19 protein-coding genes are annotated in these 23,606 nt (G+C 47.0%); 15 read left to right on the top strand and 4 right to left on the bottom strand.

Annotated features, from left to right (window positions below; translation table 11 throughout):
- Positions 1 to 2: 2 nt before the first annotated feature.
- The 9 genes from nifH to MKY63_RS16040 all read left to right on the top strand — a co-directional run bounded on the left by nifH (position 3) and on the right by MKY63_RS16040 (position 9,556).
- The gene (gene nifH, locus MKY63_RS16000; RefSeq protein WP_235219430.1) at positions 3 to 872 is read left to right on the top strand and encodes a nitrogenase iron protein; all 870 of its coding nucleotides are present in this window, start codon (positions 3 to 5) and stop codon (positions 870 to 872) included.
- A gap of 75 nt (positions 873 to 947) precedes the next feature.
- A complete protein-coding gene (gene nifD / locus MKY63_RS16005) occupies positions 948 to 2,411 on the top strand; it encodes a nitrogenase molybdenum-iron protein alpha chain (RefSeq protein ID WP_036679590.1) in 1,464 nt (487 codons plus the stop codon).
- Positions 2,408 to 3,949, top strand: a complete 1,542-nt coding sequence (gene nifK / locus MKY63_RS16010) for a nitrogenase molybdenum-iron protein subunit beta (protein WP_339809287.1) — start codon at positions 2,408 to 2,410, stop codon at positions 3,947 to 3,949. Before nifD ends, nifK begins: the two co-directional genes overlap by 4 nt.
- 77 nt (positions 3,950 to 4,026) lie before the next feature.
- On the top strand, positions 4,027 to 5,391 hold the full coding sequence (nifE, locus tag MKY63_RS16015; RefSeq protein WP_339809288.1) for a nitrogenase iron-molybdenum cofactor biosynthesis protein NifE: 1,365 nt from the start codon (positions 4,027 to 4,029) through the stop codon (positions 5,389 to 5,391).
- A complete protein-coding gene (gene nifN / locus MKY63_RS16020; protein ID WP_076296891.1) occupies positions 5,381 to 6,718 on the top strand; it encodes a nitrogenase iron-molybdenum cofactor biosynthesis protein NifN in 1,338 nt (445 codons plus the stop codon). The genes nifE and nifN overlap by 11 nt, the downstream gene beginning before the upstream one ends.
- The gene (locus MKY63_RS16025; RefSeq protein WP_036679578.1) at positions 6,684 to 7,088 is read left to right on the top strand and encodes a NifB/NifX family molybdenum-iron cluster-binding protein; all 405 of its coding nucleotides are present in this window, start codon (positions 6,684 to 6,686) and stop codon (positions 7,086 to 7,088) included. The genes nifN and MKY63_RS16025 overlap by 35 nt, the downstream gene beginning before the upstream one ends.
- Entirely contained in the window at positions 7,072 to 7,638 is a 567-nt protein-coding gene (locus MKY63_RS16030; protein ID WP_076296890.1) for a DUF269 domain-containing protein, read from the top strand. The genes MKY63_RS16025 and MKY63_RS16030 overlap by 17 nt, the downstream gene beginning before the upstream one ends.
- A gap of 38 nt (positions 7,639 to 7,676) precedes the next feature.
- Positions 7,677 to 8,429: a HesA/MoeB/ThiF family protein gene (locus MKY63_RS16035; RefSeq protein ID WP_076223453.1), complete on the top strand. Its 753-nt coding sequence runs from the start codon at positions 7,677 to 7,679 to the stop codon at positions 8,427 to 8,429.
- Positions 8,426 to 9,556, top strand: a complete 1,131-nt coding sequence (locus MKY63_RS16040) for a homocysteine methyltransferase (RefSeq protein ID WP_038573087.1) — start codon at positions 8,426 to 8,428, stop codon at positions 9,554 to 9,556. Before MKY63_RS16035 ends, MKY63_RS16040 begins: the two co-directional genes overlap by 4 nt.
- 91 nt (positions 9,557 to 9,647) lie before the next feature.
- Here MKY63_RS16040 and MKY63_RS16045 read toward each other — a convergent pair whose 3' ends face one another.
- From MKY63_RS16045 to MKY63_RS16055, 3 genes are all read right to left on the bottom strand, one after another.
- Entirely contained in the window at positions 9,648 to 10,538 is an 891-nt protein-coding gene (locus tag MKY63_RS16045) for a carbohydrate ABC transporter permease (protein WP_038573086.1), read from the bottom strand.
- A 27-nt stretch (positions 10,539 to 10,565) separates the two neighbouring features.
- Entirely contained in the window at positions 10,566 to 11,450 is an 885-nt protein-coding gene (locus MKY63_RS16050; RefSeq protein WP_036679565.1) for a sugar ABC transporter permease, read from the bottom strand.
- A gap of 207 nt (positions 11,451 to 11,657) precedes the next feature.
- Positions 11,658 to 13,034: an extracellular solute-binding protein gene (locus MKY63_RS16055; protein ID WP_036679562.1), complete on the bottom strand. Its 1,377-nt coding sequence runs from the start codon at positions 13,032 to 13,034 to the stop codon at positions 11,658 to 11,660.
- 238 nt (positions 13,035 to 13,272) lie between these two features.
- On the opposite strand from MKY63_RS16055, the gene MKY63_RS16060 reads away from it, so the two are divergent.
- The 5 genes from MKY63_RS16060 to MKY63_RS16080 all read left to right on the top strand — a co-directional run bounded on the left by MKY63_RS16060 (position 13,273) and on the right by MKY63_RS16080 (position 20,447).
- Positions 13,273 to 15,093 (top strand): sensor histidine kinase, encoded by a 1,821-nt coding sequence (locus MKY63_RS16060; protein ID WP_339809290.1) that lies wholly within the window; start codon positions 13,273 to 13,275, stop codon positions 15,091 to 15,093.
- Positions 15,094 to 16,749, top strand: a complete 1,656-nt coding sequence (locus MKY63_RS16065; RefSeq protein ID WP_036679554.1) for a response regulator — start codon at positions 15,094 to 15,096, stop codon at positions 16,747 to 16,749.
- A gap of 71 nt (positions 16,750 to 16,820) precedes the next feature.
- Positions 16,821 to 18,512, top strand: coding sequence for an alpha-glucosidase (locus MKY63_RS16070; RefSeq protein WP_339809291.1), 1,692 nt, complete (start codon positions 16,821 to 16,823; stop codon positions 18,510 to 18,512).
- Positions 18,513 to 18,663: 151 nt separating this feature from the next.
- Positions 18,664 to 19,398, top strand: coding sequence for a class I SAM-dependent methyltransferase (locus MKY63_RS16075; protein ID WP_076099469.1), 735 nt, complete (start codon positions 18,664 to 18,666; stop codon positions 19,396 to 19,398).
- A gap of 38 nt (positions 19,399 to 19,436) precedes the next feature.
- Positions 19,437 to 20,447, top strand: a complete 1,011-nt coding sequence (locus MKY63_RS16080) for an MBL fold metallo-hydrolase (protein WP_076212995.1) — start codon at positions 19,437 to 19,439, stop codon at positions 20,445 to 20,447.
- A gap of 1,137 nt (positions 20,448 to 21,584) precedes the next feature.
- Here the strand turns inward: MKY63_RS16080 and MKY63_RS16085 are convergent.
- Positions 21,585 to 22,193: a phosphatidylglycerophosphatase A gene (locus MKY63_RS16085; RefSeq protein WP_036686950.1), complete on the bottom strand. Its 609-nt coding sequence runs from the start codon at positions 22,191 to 22,193 to the stop codon at positions 21,585 to 21,587.
- Positions 22,194 to 22,462: 269 nt separating this feature from the next.
- Here MKY63_RS16085 and MKY63_RS16090 point away from each other — a divergent pair, with 269 nt between their 5' ends.
- Complete coding sequence (locus MKY63_RS16090; RefSeq protein WP_179088460.1) at positions 22,463 to 23,596, top strand: GerMN domain-containing protein; 1,134 nt, start codon at positions 22,463 to 22,465, stop codon at positions 23,594 to 23,596.
- Positions 23,597 to 23,606: the final 10 nt, after the last annotated feature.

A 23,606-nucleotide genomic window follows, 5' to 3' on the forward strand; every position in this document is an offset into this window, starting at 1 on the left:
GAATGATGAGACAAATTGCTTTTTACGGTAAGGGCGGTATCGGTAAATCCACAACTTCGCAGAACACTTTGGCGCAGCTCGCCACTAAATTTGGTCAAAAAACAATGATCGTAGGCTGTGATCCTAAAGCGGACTCCACACGGTTGATTCTGAACACCAAAGCTCAGAATTCAGTGCTCCAATTGGCAGCTGAAAGAGGAACGGTTGAGGATTTGGAGCTTGAGGATGTAGTTCAGTTGGGATATGGCGACATTCTTAATGTGGAGTGCGGTGGACCTGAACCGGGTGTGGGGTGTGCCGGCCGCGGGATTATTACAGCGATTAATTTTTTGGAGCAGCAAGGGGCTTATGAAGGATTGGATTTTGTATCCTATGACGTACTTGGTGACGTGGTATGTGGTGGATTTGCAATGCCGATCCGTGAGAATAAAGCACAGGAAATTTATATCGTATGCTCCGGGGAAATGATGGCTATGTATGCGGCCAATAACATTGCGCGCGGAATTCTAAAGTATGCCAACAGCGGTGGCGTAAGATTGGGCGGTCTGATCTGCAACAGTCGTAATACGGACCGTGAGGATGAGCTCATTATGGAGCTGGCACGCCGTTTGAATACACAAATGATCCATTTTGTCCCGCGGAATAATGTGGTTCAGCATGCAGAGCTGAGAAGAATGACCGTAGCCCAATATAATCCTCATCATCAGCAAGCTAGAGAATATGAGATTTTGGCAGAAAAGATTCTGAATAACAATATGATGACAATCCCGACCCCGATTTCTATGGAAGAGCTGGAGGATTTACTCATGGAATTTGGTGTGATTGAGGATGAAGAGACCGCGCTGAAAAAGCTGAAGGCATCTGGCCAATAATTAGGTTCGTCCGGTGAACAGGAGTGGAGAGACGGCTGTTCACCGGATCACTCTAAGGGATGAGGAGGATTCAGAATGGGGCTAAATATCGAAGATAACCAAAAGATGCTCGAAGAGATTCTTGAGGTTTACCCGGAAAAGGCACGGAAGGATCGTCAGAAGCATTTTGAAATCAATAATGAAGAGTTAATAAACTGTGGCAAATGCGCCATCAAATCGAATATGAAGTCCCGTCCGGGGGTTATGACCCAAAGAGGATGTGCTTATGCCGGTTCGAAGGGCGTGGTCTGGGGCCCGATCAAGGATATGGTGCATATCAGCCATGGTCCTGTAGGTTGTGGGCAATATAGCTGGGGAACAAGACGGAATTATGCCAACGGAACACTGGGCATTGATAATTTTACGGCTATGCAGGTGACGAGTGATTTTCAGGAGACAGATATTGTATTTGGCGGTGACAAGAAGCTTGAAGTCATTTGCCGTGAAATTAAAGAAATGTTCCCACTGGCTAAAGGAATTTCGATCCAATCAGAGTGTCCTGTGGGGCTAATCGGAGACGATATTGAAGCGGTGTCCAAAAAAATGTCTATCGAGCTAGGTCTCCCGATCATTCCCGTTCGTTGTGAAGGATTCCGTGGGGTTAGCCAATCCTTGGGTCATCATATTGCTAACGATGCGATCCGTGATTTTCTGATGGGGAAGAAGGAGCTTGCGGAATGTGGTCCTTACGATATTAATATTATCGGAGATTATAACATCGGTGGGGACGCTTGGGCTTCACGCATTTTACTGGAGGAAATGGGTCTGCGTGTTATTGCGCAGTGGTCTGGGGATGGAACCATCAATGAATTGGCGATCGCGCATAAGGCGAAGCTCAATCTGATTCACTGTCATCGCTCCATGAACTATATGGTAACGACGATGGAGAAAGCATATGGGATTCCTTGGCTGGAATACAACTTTTTCGGGCCGACCAAAACAGCTGAAAGCCTTCGAGCCATCGCCGCAAGGTTTGATGAGTATATTCAGGAAAACTGCGAGAAAGTCATCGCTAAATACACGCCACAAATGGAGGCGATTATCTCTAAATTTAAACCCCGGCTGGAAGGTAAAAAGGTCATGCTGCTGGTAGGCGGATTACGTGCCCGCCATACACTGGGGGCTTATGAGGATCTGGGGATGGAGGTAGTGGGCACAGGTTATGAGTTCGCTCACAAGGATGATTACGAGAAAACATTCCCTGAACTGCCGGAAGGCACTATTATCTACGATGATCCAACCGCTTACGAGCTGGAAGAGCTTGCGCAAAGACTTGATATTGATCTGATGGGCTCGGGTGTGAAGGAGAAATATGTGTATCACAAGATGGGTATTCCTTTCCGGCAAATGCACTCTTGGGATTATAGTGGTCCTTACCATGGCTATGACGGGTTTAAGATTTTTGCTAAGGACATGGACATGACCATTAACAGCCCAGTGTGGAGCTTGATCAATTCAGGGAAAACAGGATCACTCCCTAAAAAGGAGGCGGGCGTATGAAGGACAAACTGGAGATCCCGGATTACAATACATTATTTCAAACTGAACCCTATGTGAAGCAACGTGAAGGGAAAAAAGCATTCGAGGCACCCTGCAGTGAGCAAGAGACAGCGGAAGCATTAGCCTACTCGAAGTCGTCTGAATATAAGGATAAGAATTTTGCTCGCACCTCACTGGTAGTTAATCCTCATAAAGCATGCCAGCCCCTAGGAGCCTTGATGGCTGCGCTGGGATTCGAAAAAACTCTGCCGTTTATACATGGCTCCCAAGGTTGCACTGCGTATTTTCGTAGTCATTTGAGCCGTCATTTCAAGGAGCCAACCCCCGCGGTTTCTTCCTCTATGACAGAAGATGGTGCGGTGTTCGGAGGGATGAACAATCTTATTGATGGTCTTGAAAATAGTGTGGCGCTCTATAAGCCAGAGATGATAGCTGTATCCACTACATGTATGGCTGAGGTTATAGGGGATGATCTGCAGGCTTTTATATCCAATGCCCGCCAGAAGGGTGCAATTTCGAACGAAATTCCAGTGCCCTACGCCAACACACCAAGTTTTTCCGGATCACATATTACAGGTTACGATTCCATGTTAAAGTCCATCCTCAGTACCTTGTTCATCCGCTCTGGGATTGAAGCTACCTCTGGCAGTGGAGAGGGAACTGGAGAGAAGCTGAATGTCATTATAGGGTTTGAGCCTTATACGGGGAATTTTGCGGAAATTCGAAAAATCCTTGCCGCGTTTGATACAGGCTACACCTTCCTTGGTGACCACAGCGGCAATTTTGATTCCCCGGCTACAGGAGAATATTCCTATTATTATGGGGGAACGAAGCTGGCAGATGTGCCGAAGGCAGCTAATGCGTTGGGAACTCTATCACTTCAGAAATATTCTGTCAAAAAAACATTGGAATACATCAGCAGCACATGGAAACAACAGACCGTTGCGATGTCGACTCCACTGGGCATTAATGCGACAGATCGGCTAATAGAGTCTATCAGTGAATTAACGGGATTGCCCATTCCGCCTGAGCTTGTGGAAGAACGTGGCCGGGTAGTGGATGCTTTGCTCGATAGCCACCCTTATCTGCATGGCAAACGAGTGGCTTTAGTTGGCGATCCGGATTTGCTGATCGGCCTGATTGAATTCTGTCTGGAAGTCGGTATAGAGCCTATTCATATTGTGTGCTCCAATGGGGAAAACGGATTTAAAGAAGAAGCGAAAGCTCTGCTTGCTGCCAGTCCCTACGGAGCAGAAACAACGGTTCATATCGGAAATGATTTGTGGCATATGCGCTCGCTGCTGATTGATGATCCTGTGGATCTGGCCATTGGAAGCTCTCATCTTAAATTTGCTGCCAAAGATGCCGACGTTCCTTTGATCCGTGTAGGCTTCCCTGTCTTTGATCGCCATCATCTGCATCGTTATCCGATTATCGGTTATCAAGGTGCCTTGAACTTGTTAACTACTATAGTAAATACAATCCTGCAGGGGTTGGATGAGGATTCATCTGGCTTCAACCACGATCTTGTTCGTTAGTCCAATATTTATCGTAGTGACACTGAATAATTGAGCATTTTAAGAGTAAGGAGTATTCAGTTACGGGAGGTGGTACGATGGAGTCCATCAGAAACGATGTATTCGACGCGCAAGCTTGCGGGAGCTTAACTCCGAAATCGAAGCCATGTCCACGCCCCAAGCCGGGCGAAGCGGCTGGGGGCTGCTCCTTCGACGGAGCCCAAATCACGCTGCTGCCGATCATGGATGCTGCGCATCTCGTCCATGGGCCGGCTGCTTGTGCCGGGAATAGCTGGGAAAGTAGAGGGGCTTTGTCAAGCGGGCCATCACTTTCACAATACGGATTTACTACAGATCTCAACGATAACGACATTATTTTTGGCGGAGAAAAGAAACTGAAAGATAGTATCGACTATATTGCCGGGCGCTTTATGCCTCCGGCAATATTTGTATATGCGACCTGTGTGACAGCATTGATTGGCGAGGATTTGGATGCGGTATGCAAGGAAGCGGCAGGCAGATTGGGGCTTCCTGTGATCCCCGTGAACAGTCCCGGATTCGTAGGCAGTAAGAATCTTGGAAATCGGCTGGCTGGTGAAGCGCTGCTACAATATGTCATTGGCACAGGTGAACCAGAGATTGAGATTCCTTTAGGTGTGAATTTGATTGGAGAGTACAATATCGCGGGTGAAATGTGGGATATCGAGAAATTAATGAAGAGTGTTGGAATTACGCTAATGTCCAGAATTACAGGGGATGCAAGATATAAGGAAATTACATGGGCACATCATGCAAAAGTGAATATGGTTGTGTGCAGCCGTGCATTGTTAGGTCTGGCAAAAGAAATGGAGGCAAGATACCACATTCCCTATTTCGAAGGCTCCTTCTATGGGGCCAAAGAGACAACTTATTCCTTACGTCAAATGGCTTATTTGCTGAATGACCGTGAGATGGAGCGGCGTGTGGATCGGTTGACGGAACGAGAGGAAAACAGACTGATTCAGGAGCTGCGGCCCTACCGCAAGCTGCTTAAAGGAAAGAAAGCAGTTCTCTATACGGGTGGAGTAAAAAGCTGGTCGATTATTTCCGCACTGAAGGAGTTAGGCGTTCAGGTGGTAGGTGTAGGCACGAACAAAAGCACGGAAGATGATGTACGGCGTATAGCGGATCGTGTTGGTGATGACACCGAATATATTCCGGAGGGCGGGGCAAGCCGAATTATCAAAACCGTCCGGGATCGTAAGGCAGATATTATGATTGCTGGCGGACGGAATATGTATGTGGCAATGAAAGAGCAGATTCCGTTTATCGATATTAATCAAGAAAGACACAAGGCCTATGCTGGTTACGAAGGTTTACTAAGGCTGGCTAAGGAGCTGACGTATTCTCTTGATAATCCAATCTGGAAGCTGGCTGCCAGTGCCGCTCCCTGGGATAAGGGGGAACCTTCCTATGACCGTTAACAAAAGGAGTAAACCGACTTCGGTTAATCCAATGAAAATAGGCCAATCCCTTGGTTCCGTACTGGCATTTCAGGGTTGCTACAAGGCATTGCCTATTGTGCATGGTGCGCAAGGTTGTTCCGCATTTCCGAAGGCGCTGCTTACCCGGCATTTTCGTGAGCCTATAGCCGTACAGACCTCTGCTTTGCAGGAGATGGATGTAATCTTTGATGCGAATCGTAATTTAGAGGAAGCTCTAAATACCATACTCAGTAAACACCGACCAGACATTATAGGCATTATTGGGACTGAGCTGACGGATGTGGCAGGAGTGGATTATCAATCCATGCTCAAGACCTATAAAAGGGAGCGGAACATGCGGGGTGGGCTTGCTTTTTCCGTCACCTTACCAGACTTTCGTGGTTCATTGGAATCGGGGTTCAGCTCTACCGTGGAGGCGATGCTTGATGAGATGATCCAGCAGGTAGGCCATCGGGGTTCAAGGAGTGTAAATACACGTCAGATTACCCTCTTGCCGGGATCGTTTCTGACGCCGGGTGATGTGATGGAGCTGAAAGAAATGATATCCTCCTTCGGTTTTGAGGTAATCGCTGTACCTGATATTTCGACCTCTTTGTCTGGGCATCTGCTGACAGGATTTTCACCGCTGACAAGAGGTGGGGTGCCTCTGGATTCGATGCTGCAAAGCTTGCATTCGGGTCTAACCATTGCCATCGGCGGAAGTATGGAGCGTCCAGCTAGAAGACTGCATAATGCGCTGGGAACTCCCTACAAAGTATTCGAGAGTGCGATGGGGCTTAAAGCAACGGATGATATTTTGCAATTCCTGCATCAAATTAGCGGGGAGCCGGTACAGCTTCGTTATTGCTGGCAACGGGAGAATTTATTGGATAGCATGCTGGATGCTCATTTTCAATTTGCGGGGATGTCTGCACTTGTCGCGCTGGAGCCAGATCATTTGTATACCGTATCTTCTTGGCTCGAAGAGCTGGGGGTGGAGCAAAAGGCCCTGGTCACCTCCTATGAAACTCCTTTGGTGGTTGAGATGGAACGAGAGGTATGGGTCGGTGATCTGGATGATGTTGAGTTTTTGGGTAAAGGTGCAGATTTATGGATCGGTAACTCACATGGGATAAATGGAGCGGCGCGGTTAGATGCAGCATTTATGGCGGCTGGATTTCCCGTTTGGAATGAGCTTGGTGCTTATATGGCCACCTCTGTAGGGTATCGGGGAGCGATGGAGTGGACGAATAAAGCGGCGAATCTGTTAATGCGAAGGGAGGAGGAACATCGTGAAAGTAGCATTCGCTACAGAGGATGGAATTAGAGTGAATGCCCATTTTGGGCAGAGTCCGATGTTCGCAATTTATAAAGTTACCAAAGGTGGCGGGGAGCTTATAGGTCTTCGTAAACTGCCAACGATTCTCAATCAGGATGAAGCAGGCAAAATAGAGAGTCGTCTGGAGGTGGTAGAGGATTGCACGCTAATATTCATCATGCAGATTGGAGCCTCAGCAGCGGCAAGAGTCACACGTCGTAAAATTATGCCGGTAAAGGTTCCGCCAGGCAGTCCTATTGATGAGCAAGTGAAGCGGATTGTTGAAATGCTACAGGGCAAACCACCGATGTGGCTAGCCAAGGTATTACATGCTGAAAATGAAGCGGAAGGGGCGAGTGTAGATGGATCCCATAGCTAATGAGAGTTCTGCATTAATGGGCCGGGTTGCTCCGGAAGCGGCAGTATTAAAACGTCGTTGTCGAACCACGGAGAAAAAGCTGGATAAAGATATAGCAGAGATGCTCATACGCCGGTTGTGTCAATTGCTTGATACAGAAGACTTTTTTGGAAGGCATGATTCTCTTTCACCACAGAAGAAGATCGAACGATTGTTTCTCGCTTCCCCTGAAGACAAGAACAAATCTGATTTTAACTGCGCGGTTTCTCCAAAGGTCCGTTTGCAGGTTCCTCTCTTGTTTCAGGCGGTGGCGGGCGTGATCGAGGAGAAAAGTGGGGTTCTGGTTCAGAGCTCTTCTGAAATAAATGGGGAAGGATTTGGGCGTGCTCTTTTATATAGTGATCGGATTATTCTTGTGTTAAAAAGCTTGAGAGCAGGTTTTCCGTTTCCTTTTACCTCGGAGGATAAAGTAATTCGCTACGGCGTTGCTTGTGTAGAAGAAGGGCTGGCCTTTATGGATAAATTTAATGAAATGACAGCTCTCTATGGAACGGATGGTCTGGAGGGTTAGATTCCAATGATGCAGCTCAGCCACAGGGAGGGAGCAAAATGGAGCAGCTTGTAGGCGGCACCGAACTGGAACGATACGCACGCCAATTGAAGCTGCTTGGAGAAGGCGGGCAGAAAGCGCTAAAAGAAGCTACAGTGATGATTGCTGGAATTGGTGGGCTTGGAGGCACTGCCGCACTTTATTTAGCTGCTGCCGGAATCGGCAAGCTGATCTTGGCGCATGAAGGAAACATTGTGCCTCCAGATTTAAATCGACAGATTTTGATGGACAGTGATCATTTGGGTATGGAAAGGATGAGCACAGCAATTCAGCAGCTAAAACGTCTGAATCCAAATGTTGAAATTGAAGGATATAATTCGAAGATTGAATACAATATGGCAAAACCTTGGGTAGAGCAAGCTAATATAGTGATTGATGCACGGTATGATTTTCCGGAAAGATATACGTTGAACCGCCTATGTGTAGAAACCGGCACGCCAATGATAGAGGCGGCGATGTATGGATTTGAGATTTCACTAACAACGGTTATACCTGGTGAAACCCCTTGCTTAGAGTGTCTTTATCCGGATGTTAATCCAGAATGGGAACCGTTTGGCTTTCCAGTATTGGGAGCAACCTCCGGAATTGCGGGTTGTCTGGCTGCGTTGGAAGCCGTAAAATGGGTTACAAGGGTAGGGACGACTTATGCGGGCGTAATGCATCGCTTCAATTCACTCGACTTCGCCTGTTACAGCGTCCATATTACCCGTAATCCGAATTGCACTTGCTGCGGAGAGGAAGGTAAACCGTGAAAAGTCTCAGGCTATGTGACACGACACTTAGGGATGGTGAACAGGCGGCTGGAGTTTCATTCACGAGGGAAGAAAAGCTGGAAATCGCAAGGTTGCTGTCGGAATGCGGAGTGGAGCAAGCAGAGGTAGGAATTCCTGCCATGGGCAAGCAAGAGCAAGAAGATATTGCGGCTATCGCTGATTTAGGTCTTCCTATGAAGATGATGACCTGGAATCGGGCCTTGGAAAGTGATATCGACAAAGCATGGGCGACGGGTGTGAACTGGAGTCATGTATCGATCCCTGTCTCGGAAATTCAATTACAAGGTAAGCTAGGTTTAACACCTGCCAAAGGTCTGACAAGATTACTGCATGCGACGGAATATGGTCAACGGCTAGGAATGACTGTGTCGGTGGGGATGGAGGACTCTTCAAGGGCGAGTATGGAGTACTTGGTTGAACTGGTAAATACATTATATAAAGAAGGCATTCGTTGGTTCCGTTATGCAGATACGGTATCTGCTCATCATCCGGGTCAAATGGCAGAGCGGGTAAGCACATTACTTAGTGCTGTTCCTGCAGATGTAGAGCTTGAGGTACACTGCCACAATGATTTTGGTCTTGCGGCTGCAAACACACTTAGCGGTATTGCCGCGGGTGCGGTCTGGGCAAGCACTACGGTGGCAGGGATTGGTGAACGCACCGGGAATGCAGCATTGGAAGAAGTAGTGATGGCTTGGCGTTATCTTTATGGCGGGGAGAGCAGCGTGCGTCCAGAGTGTCTGAAGGGGGTGGCGGATAGGGTGATCGCAGCCTCGGGCCGAAGTGTCGGCGATGCCAAACCAATCGTCGGATCACTCGCCTTCACACATGAATCTGGGATACATGTTGACGGTTTGTTGAAAGAAACAGCCACCTACCAGACCTTTGATCCCACTGAGGTGGGGAGAGCACATCATTTTGTGTTAGGTAAACATTCCGGAAGTGGTGGAATCATGCATGTTCTGAACGCACATGGTTTAGAGGTTAGTGCGGGAACCGCGGGACGTTTGCTTGAACGGGTGAGAGACTATGCCGAAGTTAATAAAGTGAATGTGCCAGAGCTCCTCTTGGTTGAATGGCTGAGGGAGGATTGGCAACGACCGTAAGGGATATAATAAGAATGAATAAAGGCTGACAAGACGGGTACGAAACCTGTCTTGTCAGCTTTTTTATGTTGTTATGATTAAGTTTATTGTGTTACCCCTTAACCGCTCCAGCGGTAATTCCCTTGGTCATCTGTTCTGTAAAGAGCAGGTAGATCAGGATGGTTGGGATAGCGATGATCGTCATAACCGCGAACTGTGCACCATAGTTGGATGAATACTCACCAGTGAATTTCATAATGGAGAAGGGAATCGTCTTAAGATCTTCCGAGGTGAGGAAGGTGTTCGCCATAATGAATTCATTCCACGTGCTGATGAAGTTGAGCACACAGATGGTTGCCAGCGCCGGTTTGGTGATGGGCAGGATGATACGGAAGATTAACCCGTAAATGCCACTGCCATCAATAACGGCGGACTCTTCAATAGCCCGTGGGATGGTCTCCAGGAACCCGGTCATAATCAGCACACTCATGGGGATGACAATGGCTGAGTAAGGCAAAATCAATGTGTACATATTGTTCAGCATCCCAAGCTTGTTAAACAGAATGAAGTTTGGCAGCAATGTGGCGTGAATGGGAATGATCATGCCTAACATGATTAGAGAGAGGACGATGCCACTTAGCTTCCATTTCATCCGGGTAAACGCATATCCCATCATCAGGGACACCAGCGCAGAGAGCATAACAGTAATCACTGTAATGATAAGACTGTTGGCAAAATAACGTGGCACACGCCCGTAGGTAAAAGCGTTTCGATAGTTCTCCCACTGGGGTGGAGAGGGCCATTTCAGAAATGAGCTTCCAAAGAACTCACCGCTCTTGAGCAGGGAATAATCGATCAACCAAATAAGCGGAAATAACTGAATCAACGCCATGATACACAGGAACACCATCATTAGGATTTTGCCCGTTGTAGGCTTTCTGCGTTCTTGTTTGTGAAGGTTTAGCTTAGGGGGTGAAGCGGCAGGCGATAAGGAATTATTCATAGGATTTCCTCCGGTTACAGGGTTTCTTTAAAATTCTCCGATATCTTTCTTTAAAATCTTGTTGAGGATAACGGTTAGGATCAGGCAGAACACAATAAACAGAATCGAAATGGCATTACCATAACCGTATAGCGATGATGAGAAGGCAGTTTTGTACAGATAGTTCCCTAGGAACTGTGTGCTATTTGCAGGGCCACCGTTGGTCATTAAGAATACGGTTTCCATTTGCTTAAGGCAGGTGGTGACGGCAATGATGATGGCAACCCGCATCATCGGCGAAAGCAGCGGAATGATGATACGCGTGTAGAGGGTGAAGTTGTTGGCGCCGTCGATTCTTGCGGCTTCGCTTAAATCTTCCGGAATGCCTTGCAGACCTGAATAATACAGCAGCAGTGCATACCCAAAGCCTTGCCACATAACAACAATGATGATGCACCAGATGGCCGTCTTTGGATCACCGAGCCAATCATGCGTAAGTGCATCCAATCCAACTCCGCTTAGCAGCTTGTTGAGCAGTCCGTAGTTTGGATGGAAAATTCCGGTCCACAGCTTGGCTGTAACGACGACGGAAATTACAGCGGGGATAAAAAAGATCGTCCGGAATATTTTTTCGTATTTGCCGGAATTGGTTAGGAATATCCCCATGAGAATGGCAAAGGGATGTTGTAAAAATACAGTGGCGGCGGTCAGGAGCAGGGCATTGACTAGCGATCTCCAGAACACTTTGTCATGAAATAGAATTTCACGGTAGTTATCAAAGCCGATGAAATTGTATTTGCCGATTCCGCCCCAATCCGTAGAACCGTAATAAGCGCTCATGAAGATAGGGATGCAGATCATAAAAGCAAATAGGAACAGTCCAGGTGCGATGAGTAAGAATATCGCTTTTTTGTCGCTTAACACTCTGTGCATGGAAATCTCCGTCCTTTTAAAGAGTAATCTATCTATTACCATCGTAACGGGAAGCCAGGCACCGGAACATGCCGTAAATTTCAGATCGGTGTATACATTTTTTCGAAAACAAAACCCCGGCCTCTGGGGGAAGCCGGGGTTTGCGCACTGCCATCTATTAGGTTACTTCAGGAGCGCTAAGGTTCATGTTTTTTGTAGTTCTCTGGTTTATTTACCAGCGAATTTATCGGATGCAGCATCCAGTGCTTTGGCGAATTCCTCAGGGGTAATTGCATCAGAAAGCAGGCTTTGATGCGCCTCCATTACCTTTTGCTTGAACTCATCGTCACCCACATCCTGCAGTGGAGTACCGCTGGAAGAGGTCATGGAGCTGAATACTTCAATCAATTCTTTTTGCAGCTGGGTTTCGTTACCCGTTAGGAATTGATCGAATTGCTGCGCAGGTGTACCCGCGCCGGCTTGCCATAGCATTTTAGACCAATGCTCTGGAGCGAAGAAATATTTCAAAAAATCAACAGCGGCTTCAGCATGTTTGGAATTTTTGCTGACTGCATATCCGCCACCATACCAAGCGGCATCATCGGTTGCTTTACCTTTATCTGAAGCTGGGAAAGCGAAAGCACCTACGTTATTGCGGAATTCTTCAGAGAAGTTCTCGTCTGTTGCCAGACCCGACTCCCAAGCGCCCATAAAGAACATGGCAGCTTGCCCTTGTCCGAACAAGTTGCGTGCAGCACCGTAATCGGCAGTCAGCCAGCCATCGGCAAAACCTTTAGCATCGGCAAATTGCTGCATTTCAGTTGCGGCTGCAACGAGACTAGGATCTGTAAAGGATATTTTACGCGCAACAGCTTCATCCATTGTATTGAAATCGCCAGTCTGACGTTGGGCTACAAATTCATACCAGATAGGCAGTGTCCAAGCGTCCATACCATTCATAGCGATCGGGTTAATTTTCTTGGCACGAAGTGTTTTGACGGCGGCAAGCAAATCATCTGTGGTTTTTGGAACCTCGATGCCGTTGTCAGCGAATATTTTTTTGTTATAGTACATGACCATGTAGTCGGCACCACGCGGCAAGCCGTAAAGTTTACCATCTTTACTGAAGCCGTCCATGGATCCGGACACAAACTGATTACCTTCGAAGTCAGCGCTGTTCAGTTCAAGCAGCAGATCGTTATCCAGCAGGGGACTCAGGAAGGAGGGCTGACCCCAGGCTTGAATGATATCAGGCAGCTGATTGCTGGAGGCATACACTTTGATTTTTGATTTGTAAGGTTCATCTTGAAGCGCTTCCACTTCAATCTTGACGTTAGGGTTCTCTTTCATGTAAGCATCGATAATGTCTTGCTCTACCTTACCTGAACCATTTGCCCGATCCGCGAGCGCGGTGAAGAACTTCAGTGTGATTTTTTCGGCGGGTGTGTTTTCCCCTGCACTAGCTGTTGCTTCGGCAGTAGCTTCGGCCTTGTCATTTGTAGGTGCATTAGTAGCTTTCGCATTGTTATTTCCGCCACCGCAGCCTGCCAGCAGAGCTGGTAGCATTAGACTCATAAGTGCTAGCTTTATTCCTTTACCTTTCATCAAAAACCCACCTTTTTTATGAGATATATTTCCACGAGAACGGCTGTCATCAAACGAGGATGACGATGTCGTTTCTTCTTGCATCCCCATCTTAAGAGTTTATGACCGATAGAAACATGGTCCATATTTAAGAACTATGTAGGCATTTTTCAGTGATTGTAAAAAGCTGGTTCAGGGTTTAATGATTTCAGTTATACTTGGTTTACACATTTATTGATTATACATGAAGGTGGTTCTCATGAATCGAAACATCCGCTTATTAAGCCGTTATCGCCATCTTCCGCTCCAGTTTAAGCTGTTATTATGGTTTGTGCCGCTGCTTCTCGTGACTATATTCGCTATGGGGTGGAACTCCTATCAGATCTCTTCGCAGCAGGTGGTGGAGAAAATGAAACAGTCACAGGATCACCTGACCCGAAAAACAGCAGAGCAGATTGATGAGATGGTGAGGGGAATGATTTCTTTTTCCAATACACTCTTTCTGGATGAAAGTGTGCAGCGGCTCTTAGTGTCGTCAGAAGCACAAACAGAACGTAATTCCGTATTTAAAACGGTCACCAACCTGATGGTCGCTGGCAACTCGATTCAATCCCTGATTCTATACTCTTTGGAAGACCAGAATAACGGGGCGGAGCCTTTTGCTGCGAACCAAGCCGGATTGACAACTGGCATGAAGTTCTCTAACTTTATCCAAACCTCGTACTACAAGGAAGCCGTTGAAGCCGCAGGTAGTCCAACCTTTGGATTGTCCAGACCCACGGATGGCATATTTGTTGGTGATCATTATCATAAGATTGTACTTTCCAGAATTATCAAGAATGTATATACTTTAAAACCGGCAGGGCTTGCGGTGATCGGGGTCGATGCTGGTAAGATTGGAAGCCAATATCTAGACAACTCTGAAGATGATGTAGATATGTTTGTGGTAGATCGAGACGGGCTCATCATTACGGCTTCTAACAAGAGCTGGATCGGCAAAAGAGATCTTGATCTTCCGTATTTTGCGGACAGCGATCCTAAGTTGAGCCTAAAGGAGAGGCTGGAGTCTACAGCGGATCACAAACAGTGGATTGTCTCGCATCTGCAGTCAGAAACGACGGGTTGGTATGTAGTGGTGGTGCATTCCAAACGGCAGCTTGTCAAAGAGCTGGGACAGATTTCACAGGTCACGGTGACGATCGCTTTTCTGTGCTTAGCAGTTAGCTTAATGGTTACCTGGCTCGCCGCCGCCTCAATAACGAAACCGCTGAAAAAGCTTTCCCGCTCCATGCGCAGATTGCAGACAGGGGATTTCACGCAGCGCGTATTTTTTGAAGGAAATGATGAGATTGGTCTCTTGGGCCATGGTTATAATCTAATGGTGCAGCGGATCAAATCGCTCATCAATGATGTATATGCCTCCAAACTGAAGCAGCAGGAAGCAGAATTGAAAACGCTTCAGGCGCAGATCAGGCCGCACTTTTTATATAACACGCTGAATACGATTTGTTGGGAAGCTGAGAAGAAGGGCGACAAAGAAATAGCGGATATGGTCTATTCGCTTTCTCAAGTATTCCGGCTGAGCTTAAATGATGGGCGGGATACGTTTACATTAGAACAGGAAGTAGAGCTTGTGACGAATTATTTGTTCCTGCAAAAAAATCGGTTTCGAGAACGTTTTGAGTTCGAAATTGCCTTGGATGAGAGTATCAAGGATTTCACAGTTCCGAAGCTGCTGCTCCAGCCACTGGCGGAAAATGCAGTGATTCATGGGATCGAGCCACTGGCTGGAAGTGGACTCATCTCGATTCGCGCCTTCCGCAAAGATAGAACTATTGTGCTCGAAGTTCAAGATAACGGGGTGGGAATCACGCCGGAAAGACTTCAGGAGCTACATCAGCGTTTAGCGAGAGGAAGCTCTATTTCGGAGGAAGAGGAGAATGCTGGACGTTCGGGGTTTGCACTCTCGAATGTACAGGAACGTTTAGCTTTGTTTTTTGCCGGAGCCTCATTGCAAGTAGAGAGTGTAGAAGGAGCAGGCACACGTATTATCATTCATATCACTGTGGAGGGTCCCTAAATGATGAAGCTGAAGCTGCTGATTGCTGAAGACGAAGACACCATCCGTGAGGGTATCGTCAATATGATTGACTGGGATTCGCATCAGATTGAGGTAATGGGCGAGGCGGGGAACGGAAGTGAAGCGCTGGCTCTGATGGAGTCTGAACAGCCGGATTTATTGTTAACGGATATCCGCATGCCGCAGATGAATGGTCTGGAGCTAATCGAAGCGGGACGGCGTCGAGGTTACGACTTTCGCTCGATTATTTTATCTGGATACAATGAGTTCTCTTATGCAAAACAAGCGATTGCGCTGGGGGTTGTCGATTATGTGCTGAAGCCGTGCCGGCCGGAAGAAATTCTGAAGACGGTACTCAAGGCTAAGGAGCTAATTGAAAGGCAGCGTTGTCAGGAGAATGAACAGCTAAAAAGAGATCGTTCCTGGCATAAAAATGCACCGCTTGTCAAAAGCCAAGTGCTGTCCCAATGGATTCATCATCCTCCGGTTCCGCTGGAGCGGCGGCAGGAGCTGATCGGTGAATTAGCTATGGCTATTAGCCATGAAGGTCCGCAGATTGGGCTGGTCAGCTTTGATTTTGATCCTCCCTCTGCCGGTGGGTCTGGACAGGATTTTGTACTTTTACGTTACGCGGCCCTAAATATTATTAGTGAGACCTTGTCTCCTATCTATAAAGGAAAAATCGAGACCTTTCATGATGGCAATCTCCTGCTCTGGATCGGCAGTGGTTTAGCTGGAACGGATTCCCGCAAGTCTTACCGAACCCCCATCTATTTAAAAGAGCAAATCGGGATGCTGCAAAGCAATCTGGAGAAATACCTCAAGCTGTCAATCAGTATTGCTGTAGGCTCCTGTCGTGCGGATATTTCGGAAGCTCACCTGTCTTATAAAGAAGCGCTTCAGGCCATGGAATCCCGCTTTCTGAACGGGAAAGGCGGCGTTTATTTTTATACAGAAGGCTCGGGAGTTATTGGGGGTGGCGCACAGGAGATCGGGATTTTAGATGATCCTGAATTAAATGTGCTGGAGGATGAGATGCTTGTGGCAGTCGGTGCAGGAAGTAATGAGCTTGCCCTCGATCTGCTGGAGCAATGGCTGGAACGTTTTCGCGGAAACCCCGGATGCCTCAAGCAGGAGGTGAATATTCGGGCAACAGCTTTTGTCGTTCGCCTTAAGAGGCTTGCGCAGGAAAAACAAGTAGCTGGATTCGAATGGAAGCAGCATTTGGTCAATTGGATGGAGCAGGCACCACAGATCGAGACGCTGGAAGAATTGTCTACGATCCTGAATAAGATCATGCAGAATGTGGTGGAGGCTTTTTCTAAACATCGCCCTCTGCATCGAACAGTAGTTACAGCGCTCGAGATCATCCGTAACAAATATAATACAAATCTGTCTCTGGAATATGTTGCGAAGGAAGCTTATGTATCTAATACTTATTTAAGTTCACTGTTCCGTCAGGAGCTGGGTGTGAATTTTCTCGATTATTTGCATCAATACCGGGTAGAAGAGGCAAAAAAGCTGCTCCGCCAAAACTTAAAAATGTACGCTGTTGCAAAGTTAGTAGGCTACGGGGAAGAACGCCACTTCAGTGCTACTTTTAAGAAATGGACCGGACTTACGCCCTCACAATATCAAAAGGGACTAGGGAAGTAGGAGCAAATTGTTATCTACTAGGCTTTGTGTGGTTAAACTCTACATATAGCTAAATAGGAGGTAACCGAGAAATGAACCCGAAATGGTGGAAAGAAAGTGTCGTGTACCAAATTTATCCGATTAGCTTCATGGATAGTAACGGAGATGGGATTGGAGACTTGCAAGGAATCATATCCAGACTGGATTATTTGCAGGATTTAGGTGTAGACGTGATTTGGGTCTGCCCTATTTATAAATCACCAAACCATGATAACGGTTATGATATCAGTGATTACTGTGACATTATGAAGGAATTTGGAACGATGGATGATTTTGACCATTTGCTGAGGGAGATGCACGCACGTGGGATGAAGCTGATGATGGATTTGGTTCTGAACCATACGTCACATGAGCACCCATGGTTTGTTGAATCCAGATCGTCGAAGGATAATCCGAAACGGGACTACTATATTTGGCGAAAAGGAAAAAATGGAGGTCCCCCGAATAACTGGGAGTCTTATTTCAGTGGTTCGGTGTGGGAGCTTGATCCGGGGACCGATGAATATTACCTTCACCTCTATTCCAAATATCAGCCTGATCTGAACTGGGAGAATCCGGTGGTCATTGATAAGCTGCATGAGATGGTGGAATGGTGGCTGAAGAAGGGTGTGGACGGATTTCGCTTTGATGCCATTGCACATATCGTGAAGACGAAAGGTTACCCGGATGCGGATAATCCAGGTGGAACACCTACCGTACGGGCTTATGGAATGTTCTCCAATCTGGCAGATGTGCATACCCTGCTACAGAATTTATATGATAAAGTGCTGTATTTCTACGATATTATGACGGTAGGAGAGACCTCAGGACTTGGACCGGAGCAGGCGCTAGATTATGTAGGTGATGGTCGCCGGGAGCTGAATATGACTTTTCAGTTTGAGCATATGTTTCTGGATGCCGCTTCGGCAGGTAGTGGAAAATGGGATGTCGTCCCATGGAGTCTACTGGAGCTGAAAAAGATTATGAGTAATTGGCAGACGGTTCTGCATGACAAAGGCTGGAATGCGAATTATCTCTGCAACCATGACCAGCCGCGTGCGGTTTCCCGGTTCGGAAACGACCTTTTTTACCGGATTCCTTCGGCCAAAATGCTGGCGACCTTCATTCACATGCTGGAAGGCACACCTTATATTTATCAAGGCGAAGAAATTGGAATGACGAATGTCTGTTTCGAATCCATTGATGATTACCGGGATGTAGAGACGCTTAATTATTATGAAGAAAAGCGAAAAAACGGCGTTCCAGAAGAGCAGATTATGTCTGCCATTCATCATAAAAGCCGGGATAATGCCCGCACCCCGATGCAGTGGGACGATGGTCACGCAGGTGGTTTTACGACGGGGACTCCTTGGATCGAAGTGAATTCCAACTATATGGAGATCAACGCTGGCAACGCGATTAAAGATCCCGATTCCATCTACAACTACTATAAACAGCTGATTGCCCTGAGAAAAAAACATAAAGTCATCGTTTATGGAGCCTACGAGTTGTTGCTTGCAGAGCATACAGAGATATATGCGTATACCCGGACATTGGAAGATCAGCGGCTGCTGGTTATTCTGAATTTTTATGATGGAGAGCCTGTATTCGAATGGCCAGCAGAGTTCCAACCAGAAAATATAGAGCTGTTAATTTCTAATTATTCCGTGGAAAAAGATGAGCAGATCCAACCGCTTAAACTTCGACCTTATGAAGCACGAGTATATTTGCAGCAGCTTGTGTAAAGGAAGCTGCAGGAATGAGTTGTCATGAAGGGGCTGAACGCTCACTGTGACAACTCTTCTTTGAGTTTGTGAGTAAAAGACTGTACAATGGCGATACATTAACATACATAGAGTGGAGTTACAGGAAGACGCCTGTGGGAGGAGAGACAACATGACTGAATGGTATGAAAAGAGCTTCGGAGAGGATTATCTGGTCGTATACAAACATCGAGACTTTGGTGGAGCTCGTAAAGAAGTTGAACGAATGATCTCGTGGCTGGGACTACCACCAGGCTCCAAAGTGCTGGATTTATGTTGTGGGATGGGACGTCATTCACTGGCGCTTGCGGAAGCAGGGTACGAGGTAACTGGAGTGGACTTATCAGAGGTATTGCTGCGTGAGGCAAGATCTCAAACAGGAGCGGAGCAGGTAACTTGGCTGCGTTCTGACATGCGTGACCTACCGTTAACTGGAGGTTTCGATGCTGTGGTTAATCTATTCACTTCCTTTGGTTATTTTGAAGAGGATGAGGAGCAGGTAAAGGTTTTGCGTGAAATCTATCGGATGTTGAAGCCGGGTGGCAAGTTTGTTATTGATTATCTGAATCCTGCGTATGTGATTCGTCATCTGGTGCCGCATTCTACCCGCGAGGATGGAAAAAATCTGATTGATGAGTCGCGGCGGATCGAGGATGGGTACGTGAAGAAGGACATCATTTTAACCTCTAAAAATGATTCTACACCTCGCCAATATCATGAACGTGTGAAGCTGTATTCCTTGGAGAAATTCAGCGGGATGATCGAGGAAGCGGGTTTACAGCTCGAAGCTGTGCATGGCAGCTATGAAGATGAGGTTTATAATGCAGAAAGCTCCACGCGGATGATTTTTAGTGGAATTCGATCGTAATGGTATCAGGAAAAAGATTCAAAGGCGGTGATCGCACCATGTCTAAGGCGGATATCACTTCATGGGACGAGAACATTCTTCAGGTCTCGGTGCCCATGGACTCGCCGCTTCGTCAAGTGAACAGCTATATTCTGCCCGATGAGGATGGCAGAATTACTATTATTGATCCCGGTCCGCGTAGCCCGGAGACAGAAAAATGCTGGCAGGCGATCCTGCAGGAGCTGGGATTGTCGTGGAAGGACGTGCGGGATATCGTCGTAACACATCATCATCCCGATCATTATGGATTGGCGGGATGGTTGCAGTTACAGACCGGATGTAAGGTATGGATGACTGAACGTGCTCATGCCGAAGCGATGTTGATGTGGGGCAGTGACACGGATATCAATGAAGTTTTGCCGTTATATTTCATCGGACACGGAATGTCGGAAGAATGGTCGAGTGGAATAAAAGCGCATTTGGAGAGCTTTGACGCTCAAGTGGAGCCGCAGCCGGTTGTAACTTATCTGAATGAGGTAGAGCCTTTCGGGATGGGGGGCCGTGAATGGCAATTGATTGTAACTGGCGGACATGCACCGGGACATGTGAGCTTTTATCATGCGGACAGCGGGCAAATGATCTGCGGCGATGCTGTGCTGCCGCAGATTTCTCCCAATGTCAGCCTGCTTCCAGGCAGCGATCCACAGCCGCTGCAGACGTTTCTTCAGGGGCTGCGGGAGCTGGGCAGCTATCCGGTCAGCATGGCGTTCCCGGGCCATCGGGAACCGTTCACGGGCTTTGCGCACCGGGTCAGCAGCCTGCTCGCTCATCATGAGGAGCGGCTGGATACCACGGCAGCCTTGCTCGCAAACGGCCCGCAGAGCGGCTTCTCAGTCTGCGAAATTCTGTTTCGCAGCCGGGTAACCACCGTTCACCAGATGCGCTTTGCGATGAGTGAGACACTGGCGCATTTAGCGGAGCTGATGCGCCGGGAGCGGGCTGTGATGATAGAGGCGGACGGTGCTCTATTTTTTGCAGCATCTGAAAGTGCTGGAGACCATGTTAGTTAGAGTTTCTAGCGGGCTCGAAGAGTGATGAGTGATGAATGATGATTGATGAAATGAATTGAGATGTGAAGGTTATGATCGAGTAGAGGTACAGAGCAGTCCTGTGTTATTGGGACTGCTCTTTTTTTGGGTTTTGGTTTTAGTGACTAAGGAGAGAGTATAATTCGGTGCTATTTATATGAATATTGAGCTCCTCAGTCCGATCGCATACCAAACTAATCTTTGATTACATACTCATGCGTTAGGCTGATCATTTGGACTAACATTTGATTACTTTGCTTACGCGTTACACAGGTCATTCGGACTCAGATGCCACTATTCGTGGGTTTTGGGGCTTTTGAGGTTAGTATCGGACCGGGGAGGCGTTATTGCTAGTGCAGAGGGGAGTTATTGGTCATTTTTGAGTGAATAGCGACTTTGGAGTCCGAAAGTGACTAAATCAAGGGTGTTTTATGGAAATAGTGTCACCTGAGTCCGAACGCATTACCAAACTAACATTTGATTACTTAACTCATGCGTCACACAGATCATTCGGACTCAGATGCCGCTATTCGTGGATTTTGGGACTTTTGAGGTTAGTATCGGACCGGGGAGGCGTTATTGCTAGTGCAGAGGGTTGTTATTGGTCATTTTTGAGTGAATAGCGACTCTGGAGTCCGAAAGTGACTAAATCAAGGGTGTTTTATGGAAATAGGGTCACCTGAGTCCGATCGCATTACCAACTAATGTTTGATTACTTTACTTATGCGTCACACAGATCATTCGGACTCAGATGCCGCTATTCGTGGGTAGAAACACATCTTGTCGAGTAACTAAGTATTGGTATTGACTAATTGGGGAATTCCTCCCTGTTTTTTGAGGATTGTTGAGGTGTAGAGCGGATATTAGGGAATTTCTCCCTAATATTCTACGAATGTAGCTATAAATTAAGGTTTTCGTAGAGTTATTAGGGAAGAATTCCCTAATACCTTAGGTTTTGAACGATTTTCGGTATTTTTTAGGGAGTTTTTCCCTAAAACGGTCCCAACCCAACCCAACCAACCCAACCCAACCCAACCTCAAAAAAAGCGATTGTCTCATAACCCGCAAGGGCTACGAAACAATCGCTTTTTAATTCTCAGAGTGTACCCAAAACACCGGTTACTCCGGTTGTTTTTCATGTTCTGCAAGTTTCCTCGCAGCTTCTTCGCGATCCTCAGGTGAATGCGGAAGTTCGAGGTCTATCTCACGCTCCGCTTGCTTACGGTGTGCGATTCGGCTACTAGCTGCAGCGGCTACAGCTCCGACGATATCGTCGAGGAAGGTGTGGATCTGCCCGGTGTTTTTGTCGTTCAACCGTTCAAGAACGCCTGGCTTAAGCTTGTCCACATAACCATAGTTGGTGAAGCCAATGCTGCCGTATACATTTACGATGGAGAAAGCCAGAATCTCATCCACTCCGTATAATCCCTCATCATTTTCGATCATATCCTGAAGCGGCGGAAACAACTTCCCCTCCTCCGCGAGCATGTCCAATTGAATGCCCGTAAGTACTGCATTTTGCACTTCCCGTTTGCTGAGTACCATCTCAACGTTATGGACACACTCTTCCATTGTTAAGTTTGGATAATATTTTTTTTGCAGAAACATAACGAGCTCTGCGATTTCCTGCAGGTTCACTCCACGCTTATTCAACCACACTTTGGTCGCATCTGCGACTGCCTTGCTGTTCAGACTGTAAGGTATTTTTGCGATTGGTTCATCAGCCATGATTAGTCACCTCGTAAGTTAAGTCTTTGCATTACAACGTTCGTTAGCATGATGTTAAGCGCTGGTGTTATCTCAGATTGTACGTTTAGAAGAAGTATTTGTCCAGAAAGCGTAGTCTATGTGAATTAAAATCTAGATCCAACCCAACCTGAAAATAAAGTACACAGGCTTTTCCAACAATTTAGGATAAGCAGTTGTTATTTTTTGGACAAAGGTCTCGTATACATAGCAGTACAAATGCTATCTAACCTTGAAAGGGGTAATAAATGATGAAAACAATGCAACAAATCCGCGGGATTTCCGCGGTCTGCCTACTCGCAGTTCCACTGGCACTGTCCGGTTGTGGCTTGTTCGGTTCGGAATCAGCATCGATTGATGCTCCGCCACCTGAGGTTGAAGCGCAGATGCTACAGACAGAGGGAAATAACACTTTGGATTCAGGTGTATTTGGTCCAGTGGCTCAGGATGATGCACAAACAGCTGTTAAGGACAGCACCAAAACCGCTAAAGCAACGGATAAAACAACGGCTTCCGGTGACCGGACGACCGTATATTTGGAAGATGGAAACGGCTTACTCGCTCCAGTGTCGCTAAATCTGCCAAAAAGCAAAGATTCCAGCACGCTCAAGAACTCTTTAATGGCATTAGTGAATAAGGGAGAATATGCGTCCTCATTGCCAGAAGGCTTCCAAGGCATTCTACCAGCTGGAACTGAGGTGCAAAGCATTACGGTAGACAAGTCGAATCTGGCAGTTGTTGAGTTCAATTCGGAATTTAACAACTACGATGCTGCGGATGAACGCAAAATCCTTGAAGCGATCACTTGGACGCTGACCGGTCAAGATGACATTAAAGGTGTACAGTTCTGGGTAGATGGTAAAAAGCTTACGGAAATGCCGCTTCAAGGTACTCCGCTGGATCGCCCGCTGTCCCGCACAATGGGCATTAACCTGCCTAAACAAGGTCCATCTTTGATGAACTCTAGTGCGGTTACTGTTTATTTTTCCACAACATCTCCTGACGGTATCCAATATTATGTTCCGGTTACGCGCTTTGTACCCGCAGGGCAAGAACAGCTGACAGCTGCTATAAATGAACTGATTGCGGGACCTGAATCTGGAGATGGTCTGGAAATGGTTATGACACAGGGCACATCACTTGATTCGGTTGAAGCCGGACAAAACGGTGTTGTTACTGTATCCTTGAATGACGATATGTTCGCAGATGGGAAGGAAGTTCCTGCCGAATTGCTGGAATCGGTTGTTCTGACTGTTGCGCAAAATACGGAAGATGCTTTAGTTCAAATTCGTTTGAACGGCAAACAATCGATTACCGACACTGACAATGTGGACTATAGCAAACCTGTTTCTGCACCTGAATTTTTGAACGAGCTCCCGTTATAGAATGACCTTC

The sequence above is a fragment of the Paenibacillus sp. FSL R7-0189 genome (assembly GCF_037969925.1).
GTDB lineage: Bacteria > Bacillota > Bacilli > Paenibacillales > Paenibacillaceae > Paenibacillus_AQ > Paenibacillus_AQ odorifer.